Origin of the sequence: Saccharopolyspora gloriosae (assembly GCF_022828475.1) — a bacterium.
GTDB lineage: Bacteria > Actinomycetota > Actinomycetes > Mycobacteriales > Pseudonocardiaceae > Saccharopolyspora_C > Saccharopolyspora_C gloriosae_A.
The window spans coordinates 2,904,901-2,920,593 of record NZ_CP059557.1 but is presented as its reverse complement, the minus strand read 5'-3'; the positions used below and the strand labels follow the sequence as shown (position 1 = coordinate 2,920,593).

Here is a 15,693-nt window from a genome sequence, read left to right as displayed (position 1 = left end):
ACCTGTTGCGCATAGCTCCTATTGGCTCGGGTTATAGCCCGACCGGGAAGTGCACGTGCTTGAGCTCGGTGAACTGCTCGACGCCCTCGACCCCGCGGGTGCGGCCCATCCCGGACATCCGCACGCCGCCGGAGGGCATCTCGGCGTAGGAGTGGTTGTACCCGTTGAGCCACACGGTGCCCGACTGCAACTCGCGCGCCACGGCGAAGCCGCGCGTGAGATCACGCGTCCACACCGCTGCGGCGAGCCCGAAGGGCGTGGCGTTGGCCAGCTCGATCGCGTCCTCGTCGGAGTCGAAGACCTCCAACGACAGCAGCGGGCCGAAGATGTCCTCCTGGACCACGGGTGATCGCGGGTCCAGTTCGGACACGAGCGCTGGCGTGAGGAAGTGACCCCGCAGGCCGTCGGGGTGCACCTGCTGTCCGCCGACGAGGACGCGACCATCCTCGCGCGCGCGGTCCACAGCGCTCAGGACCTTGGTCACCGCGGCTTCGGATATCAGCGGACCGAGATCGGTGCTCTCGCCCCTCGGATCACCCGGTGTCAAGGCGGCCAGTCGCTCGCGCAGGAGCTCCTCGGCATCCTTCGCGTGGTTTGCGTGCACGAGAATTCTGGTGCACGCCATGCACATCTGACCGCTGGTGATCACGGCCGCGCGGGCGGCCACCTCCACCGCGGCTTCCAGGTCGGCGTCGGCCATCACGAGCATCGAGGCCTTGCCGCCCAGCTCCAGCAGCGGCCTGGTCATGGTGTCCGCTGCGGCGCGCATCACCGCTTGCCCGGCCTCGGTCGAGCCGGTGATCGCGACGGCTCTGGTGTCGGGGTGGGCTACGAGTGCAGCGCCCACCTCGGCGTCACCGGGGAACACGTGGAGCACCTCCGGTGGTACTCCGGCCCGGTGGCCGAGCGCGATCACGCGCCGGGTGATGTGCGTGGTCTGCGGGGCGGGCTTGACGAGCGCCGTCACCCCGGCGGCGAACGCCGGAGCCAGATCGCGCAGCAACAGCAGCACGGGCCAGTTCCACGGGGTGATGAACACGGTCGGGCCGACCGGTTCGCGCACCAGGTGCGCTTCGCTCCCGTCGGGCAGGCCGGCGGCACGGCCCAGCGGAAGCCTGGCGAGACCGGCGTTGAACCGCAGGGAGTCGATCGCGCCCGCGACCTCCTTGCGTGCCTCACCGATGGGTTTCCCGGTTTCCCGCACCAGGTCGTCGGCGAGTTCCGAGCTGTGGTCGCTGAGCAGGTCGGCCCAGGCGTTCAGGGACTGCGCCCGGAGCCGATGATCTCGCGGCCACCCGGTGCGCATGGCGCGGGTCGCCTCCGATACCGCTTCGCCGATCTCGGCGTCCGTGGCTCGTTCCGCGATGTCCAGTGGTTCGAGCGTCGCCGGGTTGACCGGCTGGAGGGGCGTTTTCATGACTTCCCACCTCGGGGACGGCCGATTCGCTTGATCCGGTCCAGCAAGGTGCCGAACATCATGCGGAACGCGCTCGGCGCGGCGTGGGACTGCTGCGGTGCTTCTCCGGTGGTGGCGGCCTGGCGGACCGAGTCGGCGAACTGCTCGAACATGCGCCGGCTGATGTCACCGGCCAGCGCTCGGCCGAACTGGGCGATGCGGCCGGTCAGGTACACCGCCGCGTCGGCGCGCAGCTCCGTCCCCGCTGCGGTGGCGTGCGCCCGCAGCGTGATGTCGGCCTGGGTTTGCGCCCCGCCGGTGTCCTGGCCCTGCGCCAGCACGCGGATCGTGCCGGTGTCCCGGTCCTGTTCGAGCACCCGGGCGATCCCGTGGAACGAGAGCTTGATGGGTCCGACCGCGACCCGCGCGCGTCCGGCGTAGAGCTGTTCGCCGAGTTCTTCGGTGAGTTCCGCGCCGGGGAGGCATCGCGCCAGCACGTGCACGTCGTCGAGCACCCGCCACACCTGATCGAACGGCACGTCCAAGGCGGTGTCCACCTGCACCGCGATCGTCGGGTCTCCCTCGGGGAGCACGATCTCCACGTTCCTGGAAGTTTCGCCCGAAGGTTCCGCGGGCTCCTCGACGACCGTCGCGGACTGGCCGCCGGAGCGGCCGACCAGCGCCCGCCGAGCGCAGTTGCCCGGCTCGGGGATCCCCTCCGGGTGCGCGGCGCGGGTTTCGGAGACGGCGGTCATGATGTTCCGGTACCCGGTGCAGCGGCAGATCACGCCGGAGAGTTCCGCGGGGAGCTCCTCGTCGGTGACCTCGGGCTTGGTGCTGAGCAGGTCGTAGGAGCTGAGCAGGAAGCCCGGGGTGCAGAAACCGCATTGCAGGGCGTGGTTCCGGCCGAAGGACTCCTGCAGCGGGTGCAGGTCGTCCGGGCGCCCGAGCCCCTCGACGGTGACGACCTCGGCGCCGTCGAGCTGGCAGGCGAACAGCAGGCAGGCGCGGGCGGCTTCGCCGTCGACCAGCACGGTGCACATCCCGCAGACCCCGTGCTCGCAGCCGACGTGGGTCCCGGTCAGCCCCAGGTGGTCGCGCAGCGCGTCCGCCAGCGTGACGCGGGCGGGGAGGTTCAGCACGGCGGGTGTGCCGTTGACCGTGAACCGCACCTCGACGGTCTCGCCGGCTTCGGCGCGGACCGGTCGAAGCCCCTCCTGCACGGGCTCTTCTGTGCTCGTCATGATTCCACCTCCGCTGTGCCGCGCACCGCGCGGCGGTGCGCCTTGGCCAATTCCCGAGCTGCGAGCGCGCGCAGGAGGCGCCGCCGGTAGCCGTTCGACGCGTGCGCGTCGCCGTCGGTGTCGACGACCTCGCGCACCACCTCGTCGAGCGCACCGGCCAGTTCGGCTTGGTCTCCACCGGTCGTGCGGACCAGGCTGGTCAGGTCGCGGGTGACGGGCCGGTCGGAGACGCCGAAGGCCGTCATCGTCGCGGCGGACACGCCGCCGTCGTCATCGACGCGGACGTGCGCCGCCGCTCCGGCCAGCGCGAAGTCGCCGTGCCTGCGCGCGATCTCCGCGAATCCGAAGCCCTCGCGCGCCCCGGCCACGGGGAAGGAGATCGCCGACAGGACGTCCTCCGGTCGCAGCGCGGTCGTCATCGCCCCGTCGAAGAACTCACGGGCTCGAACGGGGCGTTCGCCTTCAGGACCCGTCAGCGTCAGCTCCGCGTCCAGGCAGCAGGCGACCGCCGGGAGCTCGGCAGCCGGATCGGCGTGCGCCAGGCTCCCGCACACCGTGCCGCGGCTGCGCAGTTCGCGGTGCCCGACCCAGGGCAGCGCGAGCCGCAGCAACGGCACCTGAGCGGACTCGGGCGCGTGCTCGACCCGACGCTGCCGGACGGTGGCGCCGACCTCCAGCCGGTCGCCGACCGTCCGCAGCGCGTCGAGCCCGGTGACCGCGTTGATGTCCACCAGGGTGGTCGGCCGCGCCAGCCGCATGGCCAGCACCGGCACCAGGGATTGCCCGCCGGCGATGACCTTGCCGCCTCCGTCGGCGTCGACGAGTTCGGCAACGGCGTCGGACAACGCCGCGGGGCGCGCGTACGCGAAAGGTGCGGCCTTCATCTAGATCCTCACCGCCCCTGGAACTTCGGTGCGCGCTTCTCGTTGAACGCGGCCACGCCTTCGGCGAAGTCCTTGCTGGAGCGCAGCATCGCGTAGGCCTTGCGCTCCAGCTCGATCCCGCTGTACAGCGGGGCGTCGACGCCGCGGTCGAGAACCTCCTTGGCGGTGCGCGCCGCCAGCGGGGAGAACCCGATCATCTTGGTCACCAGCTGCTCGACCTTCTCGTCGAGCTCCGCTCGGTCGGCCGCCAGGTCGGCGAGAAGTCCCCAGTCCTTGGCGTCGTCGGCGTTGATCCGCGACGCCGTCAGCACGTGGTACTTGGCGCGGGAGAGCCCGATCAGCCGGGCGAGGCGCTGCGTTCCGCCCGAGCCCGGGATCATGCCGAGGTTCATCTCCGGCAGCGCGAACTGGCTGCGCTCGGTCGCCACGCGGATGTCCGAGGACAGCGCGAGTTCGAACCCGACGCCGAAGCAGTAGCCGTCGACGGCGGTGATGACGACCTTGGAGCTGCGGGAGGGCGCGGTCACGTTGTGGCCGAGGTCGGTGAAGTCGACCGGGTCGACCTCCATGAAGCCCGCGATGTCGCCGCCCGAGGAGAAGTGCTCGCCTTCGCCCCGGATGACCACGACCTGGATGGCGTCGTCGTCGTCGATCTCGGCGAACCGGTCGGCCATGACCTGCCGGGTCTCCCAGGTGATGATGTTGTACTTGCCGTGGTCCAGCGTCAGGTACGCGACCCGGCCGTCGTGGCCGCGGGTCAGCTTGATCTCGCCTCCGGTGAGGGCCATGTCGTCAGTTCTCCCCTTCTGTTCCTTCAAGCACCGCGGTGTCCGTTGTCGCCGCGGTGAGCAGGCGGTGGATCACGTCGCCGTGGATCGGCAGCGTGGTGATGTCGGCGCCGGACGGCGCGAGCGCGTCGGCCACGGCGTTGGCGATGGCCACCGGAAGGCTCATGCAGCTGCCTTCGCCGCAGCCCTTGGCGCCGAGGCGGGTCAGCGGCGAGGGCGTTTCCAGGTGGTCGCTGCGCAGCTCGTAGCCGACCTCCGCGGTGGTCGGGCACAAGTAGTCCATGAACGTCGCGGAGGTGGGCTGGCCGTTGTCGGAGTAGCGCATCTCCTCGTACATCGCGCCGCCGATGGCGTGCGCCAGCGCACCGTGGACCTGCCCTTCCAGCAGCACCGGGTTCAGGATCGTGCCCGCGTCGTGCACTGTGGACACCAGCTCCAGGGTGAGCTCGTAGGTCTGCGGGTCGATGCGGCAGACCACGAGCTCGGCGACGAAGCCGTAGCACAGGCTGGAGTTGATCTGGTCGTCCCGGCTGGCCGCTTTGGCCTGCGGTGGTGTGAAGGCGGCTTCCTCGTACAGCCGGGCCGAGGTCCCGTCCGGCAACGAGCCGGGGTCCCAGTGCACCACTCCGGCGGCGTGGCGGAAATCCACCGACTGCGCGTGGTCTTCGCGGTGCCGGATCCGGCCTTCGGCGAATTCGAGCTCGTCGGGGTCCAGTCCCAGCATGGAGCCGGCCGCCGTCCGCATCGTGCGGGCGAGCCGGTCGCACGCCTCGACCAGCGCGCTGGTCAGCAGCGGGGCGAACCGCGACGAGTAGCTGCCGGAGCTGATGGTCCACGGAGTCGTGGCCGTGTCCATCTCCACCACCGGCCGGACCTTCTCCAGCGGCAGTCCGAGCCTGTCGGCCACGACCTGCTGCGCGACGGTGGCGTGGCCCTGGCCTTGCGGGACGGTGCCCAGCAGGACCGAGACGACCCCGTTGACGTCGACGCTGACCCGCACGTGCTCGGTGGAACCCGACTTGCCGCGCCCCGGCGGGCGTTCGTCGGCCGGCGTGGCCAGTCCCACGTACCCGATGTTGGTCGCCGACGGGTCGACGATGGTGGCCAGCCCGATGCCGAAGTGCTCGCCGCGCTCCCGCGCCTCCCGCTGGCGCTGCAGCAGCGCCGGGTAGTCGGCGTTCTTCAGCGCCATGTCCAAGGCCCGCGGGTAGTCACCCGAGTCGTAGATGCCGCCGGTCGCCGTCCGGTACGGGAACGCGTCGGCCCGCACCAGGTTGCGCTGGCGGATCTCGGCGGCGTCGACCCCGCACGTCGCGGCGATTTTGTCCATCAGCCGCTCCAGCCCGAAGTACAGCTGCTGGCCGCCGAAACCGCGGTTGAGCCCGGTCGGCGTCTTGTTGGTCACCACCGCGCGCGAGCGGATCTGCACGGCTTCGACGTCGTAGGCGCCGGTGAGGTTGCCGAAGCAGCGGTAGAGCGTGCTCGGTTCCGGCGGGCGCAGGTAGGCGCCGACGTTGTCGACGAGATCCGCCCGCAACGCCTGGACCTTCCCCTCGGCGCTGACCGCCGCTTCGAAGCGCATCGACCGGTCCGAACCCGCTGAGCTGGCCAGCAGGTGTTCGCTGCGGTCCTCCGTCCAGCGCACCGGACGTCCGGCGTGCTTGCTGGCCAGCGCCATGAGCACCACGTACGGGTAGATCCCGGCCTTGATGCCGAAGCTGCCGCCGTTGTCGGCCGGGATCATCAGCCGCACGCGCGAGGTCGGGACGCCCAGCGAACCCGCGATCACCGGGACCATGGAGAACGGACCGTGGAAGTTCGCCCAGGCCGCGATCGCCGGACCGTCCACTTCGTCCTGCCACTCGGCGATCACCGAGTAGCACTCCATCGGTGTCGACGAGTAGCGCGGGAACCGGTAATCGCCGCTGACGACGTGATCGGCTGCGGCGAAGAGCTCGTCCACGGGTCCGAAGTGGAACGTGCGGTCGGTGGCGACGTTGCTGTCGGCCGCGTCGTGCAGTCGCGGCGCCTCGGGGCGCAGCGCGACGTCGACGTCCACGACCGGCGGCAGCGGCTCGTAGTCCACGGCGACCAGCTCGGCTGCATCCTCGGCGGCGTAGCGGTCGGCGGCGACCACGACCGCCACGGGTTCGCCGACGAAGCGCGCCCGATCGGTCGCCGTCGGGTAGTACGGCATGGGCGTCTTCAGCGACAGCGGGAACGGGTTCAGGGCTTCCAGGACCTCGTCGGGTCCGATCACCGCCGCCACCCCGGGGTGCGCGCGAGCTCGGGTGAGGTCGACGCCGCGGATGCGGGCGTGCGGGTGCGGGCTGCGCACGATCGCCGCGGTCAACGTGCCGGGCAGCGGATCGAGGTCGTCGAGGAACCGGCCGCGGCCGGTCAGCAGGGCCGGGTCCTCGATGCGTGCCGTGGTGCGTGCAGGCGTCATCGACGTGCTCACTTTCGCGATCCGATCGAAGCGGCGGACAGCTCCGCCAGCGGGTTGAACCGCCCACCGGCGAGTTCGCGGCGCAGGATCTTGCCCACCGCCGACTTGGGGACCTCGGCGACCGCGACCACCTTCTTGGGCCGCTTGAGCGGCGGCAGCCCGGAGCCGAAACGGATGTACGCGCTCAGCGCGGCGGCGGCGTCCTCCGGGGTGCGCCCCGCTGCGGGCACGAAGAAGGCGGTGACGGCCTGTCCCCAGCGGTCGTCCGGCATCCCGACGACCACGACGTCGGCGACCTCCGGGCAGCGGATCAGCGCGTCCTCGATCTCGTCGGGGTAGATGTTCTCGCCACCCGAATTGATCATGTCGTCGACGCGTCCGGACACCCACAGGTCGCCGTCCTGGTCCGCGACGGCGAGATCGCCCGGGAAGTACCAGCCGTCACGGATGGACTTCGCATCGGCATCCGGCCTGTTCCAGTACCCGGCGAACGCTTCCGGCGACTCCATCGAGATCGCGATCTGCCCCTGCTCTCCGGCACCGACCAGCGCATCCGGTGTGGCCTGCGGGTGCGGGTCGACCAGGCGAACCCGCGTGAAAACGCCGGGGCGTCCGGCGCAACCCGGTTTGGCCGCGACGTCCGGCCCGATGGTGAAGGTGTAGATCTCGGTGCTTCCGAAGTGGTTGACGAACACCTCGGGTTCGAGCGCGTCGACGAGCGCCTCGGCCAGCGCGGGGGTCATCGCGGCTCCCGCGTAGGCGAGCTTGCGGACACCGGTCTCCCCCAGCCGTCCCGTGCCCAGCAGGCTCCAGTAGATCGTGGGCACCAGGTACAGCGCGGAGACGCGCTCCTGGGTGATCAGCTCCAACGATTCCTCGGCGTCGAACCGGACCTGCGGGACCCAGGTCCCGGCGCTGACCACGCTGGCCAGCAGGGTGCGCAGGCCCATCGTGTGGAACATGGGCATCACGCCGAGGGTCGTCTCGAAGGCGGCCGACCGGCTCTGGTGCAGGTGCGCGACGGCGGCGTGGAACTCCGCGCGGTGCGTGCGCGGAACGCCCTTCGGCTTCCCGGTGGTGCCGGAGGTGTAGAGCATGACGCTCGTGTCGGAATCGCTGACCTGCACGTCGATCGCGCTCCCGGTCTGATCGGCGGCGAGTTCCAGCAGCGCTGTGACACCCGCCGGAGCGCCTTCACCGACGTGCGCGTGCGGCACGGGCTCGGTGTGTTGCAGTGCCGCGCTCGCCGTCTCGACCGTGGACTGATCGGTGACCAGCAACGTCGGTGCCGCATCGGACAAGCAGTAGGCGAGCTCGTCAACACCGAACCGGAACGACAGCGGAACCGAGACCGCTCCGAGCTTCTGGGCGGCCAGGTGCAGCGAGGCCATCGATTCGCCACCGGCGAGCAGGAACACGACCCTGTCGCCGTGCCCGACACCGAGCTCGGCCAAGGCCCGCGCCAGCCGGTTGGTGTGGGCGTCCCATTCCGCGTAGGTCATCGCGAGCTCGCCGCCAACCGCACGTCTGGCGGGGTACCGCTCGGCGGTCCAGCTCAGCACTGTCCCGAGATCCATTCCCAGTCCTCTCGCAGCGTCAGCGGTGCGACACAAGTCAGAAGCGGATCATCCGTTTCACATCGTCTGAAACAGACGATCGGAAACGTACGGTAGGGTTTGGAGCGTGTCAACGGTTCGGCTTTCCACGACCTCGTACGTCGTGCTGGGGATGATCGCCATGCGCGGGTCTTCGACCTCGTACGACCTCAAACGGGCCATCGGCCACTCGGTGGGCTACTTCTGGCACTTCCCGCACGCCCAGCTCTACTCCGAGCCGAAGCGGCTCGAACAGCTGGGACTGCTCGAAGTCGAGGAGGAGGACGACGGCCGTCGCCGCCGCACCTACACGATCACCGACGCCGGCCTCGCCGCTCTCCGCTCATGGCTGGCCGAGCCCACCGACCAGCACTACGAGCTGCGCGACATCGCCGAGATCAAGCTCTTCTTCAACGAGCTCGCCGACCCCGACGACATCAAGCGGCTCGCACAGGACCAGATCAAGCAGCACCAGGACCGCATCGCCGAGTACGAGCAGATGCAGGAGCGCTTCGGCCACGAATCAGCCATTTCACGACGCATGGTCACGCTCGGCCTCGGCCTGGAGATGGAACACGCGGCCCTGCGGTTCTGGACCTCGCTCGCAGAACGCGCCGAGCGAGGCGAGTTCGAGGCTTAGCCGCGAGCGGGCCGATCGGCGGCGGCGCCCGCGAGCAGCTCCAGGAACAGAGCGGCAGGCGGTGACAGCGGGGTCCTGGCGCGGTGAACGATGCCCAGTTCCCGGGCCGCGCCCTCGTCGTCGATCGGAATCGTGACGGGATAGCCGGCGCCGGCGAGTTCCGGCAGCAACGAAACACCCAGACCGCTGGACACCATGCCCTGCAGCACCGACAGCTGAGTGGTCTCCACCGTCACCGTCGGCTCGAAACCAGCCCGGTTGCAGACCAGCTCCAGCAGCTCCCGCAGTCCGTAGTCCCGTTGCATGGCAACGAACTTCTCGGACTTCAACTCGACCAGCGCTATATCGCTCCGATCGGCCAGCGGATGGTCCGGCGGGAGCAGAGCGACGATCGGTTCGCGCACGATCGACCGGCCCGCGAGTCCGGGTCGCGCCCAAGGGGCCCTGATCACCGCGAGGTCCAATCGCCCGTCCTCCACCATCCGCTCGAACTCGGCGGAGACGTTGTGCTCGGTGAGCCTGATCTCGACATCCGGGTACTCGCGGCGGAAATCCGCGAGCACCCCGGGCAACAATCCGGCGCCGACGCTGGGCAACACACCGATCGACACCCGACCGCCTTGCAGGCTGCGCACTGCGGCGGCGCCCGCCCGCGCCCGGTCGAGGTGCGCCAACGCCTGCTGGACGTGGGCGACGAACTCCTCCCCTGCCGCGGTGAGCACCACCCTGCGGCCCAGCCGGTCGAAGAGGGCGACGCCGAGCTCCTTCTCGAGCTTGCGGATCTGCACCGACAACGACGGCTGAGCCAGGAAGAGGTCCTCGGCCGCTCGGCTGAAGCTCCCGGCGCGCGCGACCGCGAGCACGTAGCGCAGTTGGTGGAGCTCCATGCCGACATCATGCGCTAACAGACCGCCGCTCGGTAGCCGACGGCGCGCTCCGCTCTCCGGACCACCGGGTCGCGTGCGGGTGCGCCAACCCCAGGGCGTCCAGGGCGCGAGCGACGGTGTGGGTGACCATCTCCTCGATCGACGCCGGCTGGGCGTAGAACGCCGGCACCGGCGGCATCAACACCGCACCCGCCTCGCTGGCCTGCGCCATCAGCCGGATGTGTCCGGCATGCAGCGGTGTCTCGCGCAACATCAGCACGAGCGGCCTGCGCTCCTTCAACGTCACATCAGCAGCCCGCACCAGCAGGTTGTCGTCGAAGCTGTTGGCGATCGCGGACAACGTCTTCACGCTGCACGGCGCAACGAGCATCCCGTCGACCGGGAACGAGCCGCTCGCGATCGCCGCGCCCAGGTCGTGCTCTGAGTGCGTCACCGACGCTCGCTCCCGCACGTCCGCAACTGTCCAGGATGTCTCCTGCGCCAAAGTCGCCCGTGCGCCGCGAGTGACCACCAAGTGCGTTTCGACGCCCAGTTGTGCCAGCAGCTCCAGTGCGCGGATTCCGTAGATCACACCGGAAGCACCGGTGATGCCGACGATGATTCGAGGCGGGAACTCGTCGGGGCGCATCACACGAACACCCCTCCGCCGTCCACCACGATCGTCTGCCCGGTCACGAAACCACTGCCGTCTCCGCACAACCACACCACCGCACCGACCAGATCCTCGGGCTCCATGGAACGCGGTACGGAACGCGTGGACTTCATGCGTTCCAAGTAGTTCGCATCGTTGATATCGCGAGAAGCCGCGTCGTCGACCAAGCCGGGCGAGACCGCATTCACCGCGATGCCCTCCGGCCCCAGCTCACGCGCCGCGGCCCTGGTCAAACCCTCGACCGCCGCCTTGGACGCCACATAATGCGCGAAACCCGCCGCCCCGGTCCGGGACACGACGGAGGCGATGTTGACGATCCGACCGCCACCCCGCTCCCGCATGGCGGGGACAGCGGCACGGATCGACTGCCAGCAGCCGCGAACGTTGACCCGCAGCACCAGGTCCCACTCATCGTTGGTGAGCTCGGTGAGCGTTCTCTTCGGCCCCAGTGTTCGGTAGATCGCCGCGTTGTTGACCAGGCAGTCCAGGCCGCCGAACCGGTCACTCGCCAAGTCCACGACGCGCTGCAGGTCCTCGTTCGAGGTGATGTCGCAACCGGCGAAAACCGCTCGCCCGCCACCTTGCGCCGTGACCTTCTCCGCGATCTCCCGACCGGCTTCGGAGAAGCCCTCCAGGTCGGTGGCGACCACGTTCGCGCCACGCGCGGTCAACGCCATGGTGTAGGCAACGCCTATATCACCGGTCGCACCCGTGAGCAGCACGACCTTTCCAACCAGATCAGCACCCATGTGCGCACCCCTCTCCCTCCGCACGAGCCCGCCAGGCGCTGCTGCCTCGCGAACGCCCCGTCATCCACGAGTCAAAGCGCTCGTGCGGGGTTCAGACAATGAGCGATGCCCTACCCCGGCCATAGGCAACGCGTATGGGAGGTTTCGCGTGAACTCGCTCTGGGCCTTGACTGTGTCGACTATGCCGAAATTGGCGACACCTGATCCCAGCGGACTCACTTCCCGATGACAGAAGCGAGCCCCTCCGCAGAGCCGCCATGGCCGTGAAGGATGCCCGCAAGACGGAATCCGACTCCCAACACGTCTTGATCCGCTTCCTGTCCGGCGCCCTGGATCCGGCGAAGCTCTCGCTGACCCTGGCCGACATGTCAACGGGCATGGCCGGTGCGGTCGCGGTGCGCACCACCAAGTTCCGCGCCTTTGCCGAGGAAGCGATCACCAAAGCCGAACGCGCAGCGCACCTCACCACAAGCCAAAACCTCAGCCTCTCCAACCGCACACAAGCAGCGCGAATTCAGATCACCAACGAACTCGCCGCGAAAGACGCGATGGACAACGCGGCAGCGTCACGCGCTGCACGCGTCATCGACCGGTTCCCACCGAAGGTCCAATCGATCATCCGCGGGATGGACGCGAAACTGGTTCCGAAAGCACCGAAGTCCGGAAGCCCTGTACTCAAAGGCGCTGGAAAAATAGCTTCGAAACTACCGTGGCTCGGGCTGGGGATCACCACTTTCGGAGTGGGTCTAGATATTAATAACGGAAAAGATCCCACCCAAGCTGCGGTCAGTGGTGGCTCCTCGTTCGTTTCTGGCGCCGTCGTCGGCGCTGCAATCGGTGGCCCTGTCGGCGTCGTCGTCGGCGGCGTCGTCGGAATTGGCGTTGGTTTCGTTGTCGACGAGATATGGCCGGACTAGGCTGACGCAGCGCCATTCCATGTCGAGAGGTTGAAGTTGCCCGAGATCGCACCAAAACCAGACCCGCGCAGCGGCGAACCTCGTCCACCGCGGGCGCCGGTCTCAGCTGATTACAGCGGTGATGTGAAGAACGCCCCAGGACGAGCCCGATACCCGTCAGCCCCTGAGGGACGCGGGCCAGTGCTTGAGTGGCATCAAGGCCGCGTATCGACATCGATCTTGTCGGGCCTCCTGATGTCGGTGATCCTCATCGCCTTCGGAACGTTGCGAGACTGGGGAATCGGCTGGATGAGCACATGGTGGCTGTGGCTCTTCGTCATCTGGCCACCATTCGTCTTCTACTTCATCGGCAGAAGCGTCGGAATCTCCGCCGGAGCCGACTGGTTCGCAATCAAGAACGGCCACGTCGACACATACGAACTGACCGAGGTGAAAATAGTCGGCACAAGTGGCGGTCTCGCATGGGACCTGGAACTCAAAGACGAGAGCGGAAACGAGCTATCGATCAACCTACGAGAGATCCAGACTAACCGCGACCTCTGGGATCTCGTCTACAATGGAATCGTCTACTCTGTGCAACGCGGTAGCGCAAAGACCAATCCTTCCGCCCTAGACAAACTCAAACTAAGATAAGCACGACCTAGTGACGATCCTCCAGGCCATAGAGCTTGATGACGCAACGTACCCCGGAGCCACTGGAAGGACAAGGCTAATTCACTAATTTGCGGACGGCGAATCCGGTCATTTTTTGATCAGTGTTGCCAATCGCTCGCGATAAGGCGATACTTTGCTCATGCGCTTCCCTCGCAGCCACAAACCCTCCACCTCACTGGCACCAGTGCGGATGCGTCTCGGCATAAACATATTTTTCGTACTCCTCGCAGCTTTGCTTACTGCCGCCGCCGTCGGTTATGGAATTTGGTGGATCATCGGCAAACCGCCGGTTGCAGATGATAAACCGTGGACCACGAAAGACAGTTTCGACTTCATCAAACTTGTCCTGGCCACCGTAGGTGGTATCGGTGGCGTTGTGGCACTTGTAGTCTCCTACCGGAAACAACGACTCGGAGAGTCTGCCGAAAACCGAGAAGATGCGCGCCTATTTGGTGAAGATTTCTCGCGATCGGTCGACCAGCTCGGCTCGGAGAAGGCGCCTGTTCGGCTCGCGGGAATGTACTCCCTAGAGCGTCTTGCGCATACGAACACAGAGCATCGGCAGGCCATCGTTAACGTTCTGTGCGCGTACCTACGCATGGAAGAGCACGCTTCAATTCAAGACGATAGCCCATCTCAAGAAAAGGAGGTTCGCCTAGCAGCACAGGAAATAATTGTCAGCAACTTGCGCCCCAAAGAAGGAAGCAGCGAGCACCTTAGAGAGAGCTGGAAAGATCTCGACCTAAACCTGACCGGAGTAACTCTATTCGACTTTAACATCTCGGACTGCCGACTTCGTTCCGTCGACTTTGAGGATGCCGTATTTGACGGCACTGCCCGGTTCGAACGAGCCGAGGTGACCGACATATCCTTCTTTGACGGTGCGCAATTCACCGGGAAGGTGAGTTTTTCTTCCGCACAGATGGGACGCAATTCAAGTTGGCGCGGTGCCGTCTTTGAAAAGGAATGCATCTTCACGCGATCTCGATTCATCACAGATGTCGACTTTGACGGTGCAAGATTTTCCAATAAAGCAGACTTTTCCGGCTCCCAAATAGATGGTGATTCAAATTGGCACAATACCGCTTTCGAGCACGAAGCCTCTTTTGAAAGAGCACGATTCGGCGGAGATGCTACGTTCACACGCGCCACGTTTTCGGAAGACGTTACTTTCGCGAGTGCACACCTAAAACGGAACGTCGACTTCAATAGCGCAAGATTCCTTAAAAATGCAGACCTTAAGTCTGCGATGGTTAACGGTATCGCAAATTTCAGTCACGTCAATGTTGGCGGATCGTTCGCCCTAAAAAGAGCATGGCTTGGAGAATCTGCCAAGTTTGAATTCGCCTCTTTTCAGGGGAAAACACTTTTCGGCTCTGCGCGATTCAAACAAGGTGCCAGCTTCAACGGGACAACGTTTACCGGGCTTTCCCTGTTCGACGAAACGCGTTTTGGTGGCGGCGTCAAGTTTGACCATGCTTCTTTTATAGAAGGCGTCGACTTTTCACGTTCCAAGTTCAATGGCAGCGCCCTATTTCATAACGCCACATTTGGCGGGAGGTCAATTTTCGAAGGATGCCAATTTTGGGCGATCGTCAAGTTTGGCGAAACCACCTTCGATGGCCCTGCTTCCTTTAGACTTGTGCGCTTCGAAGGAAACGCCCGATTCGTGCGGATCAAGTTCGAAAATACCGTCGAATTTTCATCGTCTTTCTTTGACAAAGATGTCGATTTTCACGGATCAGAATTCGCCGCCCATGCCACCTTCTCCTGGGTGAATTTTGGGCGATCTATTGACTTTCGAAACGTAGGGGCACCTGAAAACATTTCACTCGAAAATGTATTCTTGCGTGTTAATGTCCCTACTTCTGTTAACGAGACTCGCTATCTGCCCGACGGCTTCACCGTCAATCTTCCTCAAAGCACTGGCGGAAACGGCTTAATTAAGCGCTCTCAACAATGGGCAGAAATCGAATTCCCACCGAAATAAACTTAGAAATTTCCTATTTGGTGAGGTTTTTAACTGGTGAGCGAGGCGACGAGGACGAGGAAGCCGCAGAAAAGTGTGCAGTGCCGTTCACATCGGATGCCGCAACGCGGCTTATCAGCTGATCTCCTGTCGGCGCCGGGCCACCTACCGTCACCTTGGAGACAGCCACTCGCCGGTGGATTGACAAGGTGATTCAAAACACTTCATTAGTCGTTTCTGGAGCTACTTGCTTCCTTGGCAGGGTCGACCTCCATGAAGAAACCTGACACGGCTCCCCCGAACAGCATTACCCAGGGAGTAGTGTCATACGACGACCGAGCGGCCTCTTGGGCCATCACGGCAACCAAACCGATGGTACTGGTGGACAAGATCAGAACGTGCACCAACAGCCGTGCGGGGACTGCGGGGCTCGCCATCATGCCTTTCACATTCGAGGTGATCGCGGCGACGCCCAGCGGGAAGACGAGGAGCAAGCCGAGGAAGATCGCTAATCGAAGGACCGTGGCATTCTCAAACTGGCTCCGGATCTCGTAGTAGACCGTCTCGCCGGTCCCGCGGCGCTCGTAGAGGTAGCCGAACAACGCAACAACGAACAAGCTCAACAACGAAGCACCTAGCCCCACCAAGAGAGGACCGGACGCGACGGTGGCCGACCGGGCAGGTTCGGTCCCTCTTCTGGGCTGCTGGAGTTGAATGATGGACACGACTGTCTGGACGAGTGCGGCGACGAACGCGATCCACTTGATGACGTCAGAATCAGGAGACATGCAGTGATGATCCCCCAGCCGGACCGGCTGATGGCCTGAATTCCAGATCGCTAGCAGAGTTGATCAACGTCGACGACGGCC

General features: G+C 65.8%; 14 protein-coding genes. 4 read left to right on the top strand and 10 right to left on the bottom strand.

The window, feature by feature from the left end:
• Positions 1-31 precede the first annotated feature (31 nt).
• From H2Q94_RS12415 to H2Q94_RS12390, 6 genes are read right to left on the bottom strand one after another with little or no spacing between them, the layout of a single operon-like run.
• Positions 32-1,417 (bottom strand): aldehyde dehydrogenase family protein, encoded by a 1,386-nt coding sequence (locus H2Q94_RS12415; protein WP_243794801.1) that lies wholly within the window; start codon positions 1,415-1,417, stop codon positions 32-34.
• Positions 1,414-2,640, bottom strand: a complete 1,227-nt coding sequence (locus tag H2Q94_RS12410) for a xanthine dehydrogenase family Fe-S subunit (protein ID WP_243794798.1) — start codon at positions 2,638-2,640, stop codon at positions 1,414-1,416. Before H2Q94_RS12410 ends, H2Q94_RS12415 begins: the two co-directional genes overlap by 4 nt.
• A complete protein-coding gene (locus H2Q94_RS12405) occupies positions 2,637-3,524 on the bottom strand; it encodes an FAD binding domain-containing protein (protein ID WP_243794795.1) in 888 nt (295 codons plus the stop codon). Before H2Q94_RS12405 ends, H2Q94_RS12410 begins: the two co-directional genes overlap by 4 nt.
• A gap of 8 nt (positions 3,525-3,532) precedes the next feature.
• Positions 3,533-4,312, bottom strand: coding sequence for an enoyl-CoA hydratase/isomerase family protein (locus H2Q94_RS12400; protein WP_243794793.1), 780 nt, complete (start codon positions 4,310-4,312; stop codon positions 3,533-3,535).
• 4 nt (positions 4,313-4,316) lie between these two features.
• The gene (locus tag H2Q94_RS12395) at positions 4,317-6,761 is read right to left on the bottom strand and encodes a xanthine dehydrogenase family protein molybdopterin-binding subunit (RefSeq protein WP_243794791.1); all 2,445 of its coding nucleotides are present in this window, start codon (positions 6,759-6,761) and stop codon (positions 4,317-4,319) included.
• A gap of 8 nt (positions 6,762-6,769) precedes the next feature.
• Positions 6,770-8,338 (bottom strand): class I adenylate-forming enzyme family protein, encoded by a 1,569-nt coding sequence (locus H2Q94_RS12390; protein WP_243794788.1) that lies wholly within the window; start codon positions 8,336-8,338, stop codon positions 6,770-6,772.
• Between the two features lie 106 nt (positions 8,339-8,444).
• Here H2Q94_RS12390 and H2Q94_RS12385 point away from each other — a divergent pair, with 106 nt between their 5' ends.
• Positions 8,445-8,996 carry a PadR family transcriptional regulator gene (locus tag H2Q94_RS12385; RefSeq protein WP_243794786.1) on the top strand — a complete coding sequence of 184 codons (552 nt, stop codon included), beginning with the start codon at positions 8,445-8,447 and terminating at the stop codon, positions 8,994-8,996.
• Here H2Q94_RS12385 and H2Q94_RS12380 read toward each other — a convergent pair.
• From H2Q94_RS12380 to H2Q94_RS12370, 3 genes are read right to left on the bottom strand one after another with little or no spacing between them, the layout of a single operon-like run.
• Entirely contained in the window at positions 8,993-9,883 is an 891-nt protein-coding gene (locus H2Q94_RS12380) for a LysR family transcriptional regulator (protein ID WP_243794784.1), read from the bottom strand. The genes H2Q94_RS12385 and H2Q94_RS12380 overlap by 4 nt on opposite strands.
• A 7-nt stretch (positions 9,884-9,890) precedes the next feature.
• Positions 9,891-10,511 (bottom strand): UbiX family flavin prenyltransferase, encoded by a 621-nt coding sequence (locus H2Q94_RS12375; protein WP_243794783.1) that lies wholly within the window; start codon positions 10,509-10,511, stop codon positions 9,891-9,893.
• Entirely contained in the window at positions 10,511-11,284 is a 774-nt protein-coding gene (locus H2Q94_RS12370; protein ID WP_243794782.1) for an SDR family NAD(P)-dependent oxidoreductase, read from the bottom strand. The genes H2Q94_RS12375 and H2Q94_RS12370 overlap by 1 nt, the downstream gene beginning before the upstream one ends.
• A 257-nt stretch (positions 11,285-11,541) precedes the next feature.
• On the opposite strand from H2Q94_RS12370, the gene H2Q94_RS12365 reads away from it, so the two are divergent.
• The 3 genes from H2Q94_RS12365 (at position 11,542) to H2Q94_RS12355 (ending at position 14,845) form a co-directional block, all read left to right on the top strand.
• Complete coding sequence (locus tag H2Q94_RS12365; protein WP_243794781.1) at positions 11,542-12,201, top strand: hypothetical protein; 660 nt, start codon at positions 11,542-11,544, stop codon at positions 12,199-12,201.
• Between the two features lie 240 nt (positions 12,202-12,441).
• Positions 12,442-12,834: a hypothetical protein gene (locus H2Q94_RS12360; RefSeq protein WP_243794780.1), complete on the top strand. Its 393-nt coding sequence runs from the start codon at positions 12,442-12,444 to the stop codon at positions 12,832-12,834.
• A gap of 160 nt (positions 12,835-12,994) precedes the next feature.
• On the top strand, positions 12,995-14,845 hold the full coding sequence (locus H2Q94_RS12355) for a pentapeptide repeat-containing protein (protein WP_243794779.1): 1,851 nt from the start codon (positions 12,995-12,997) through the stop codon (positions 14,843-14,845).
• A gap of 206 nt (positions 14,846-15,051) precedes the next feature.
• On the opposite strand, the gene H2Q94_RS12350 is transcribed toward H2Q94_RS12355, so the two are convergent.
• Positions 15,052-15,612, bottom strand: coding sequence for a hypothetical protein (locus H2Q94_RS12350; protein WP_243794777.1), 561 nt, complete (start codon positions 15,610-15,612; stop codon positions 15,052-15,054).
• Positions 15,613-15,693: the final 81 nt, after the last annotated feature.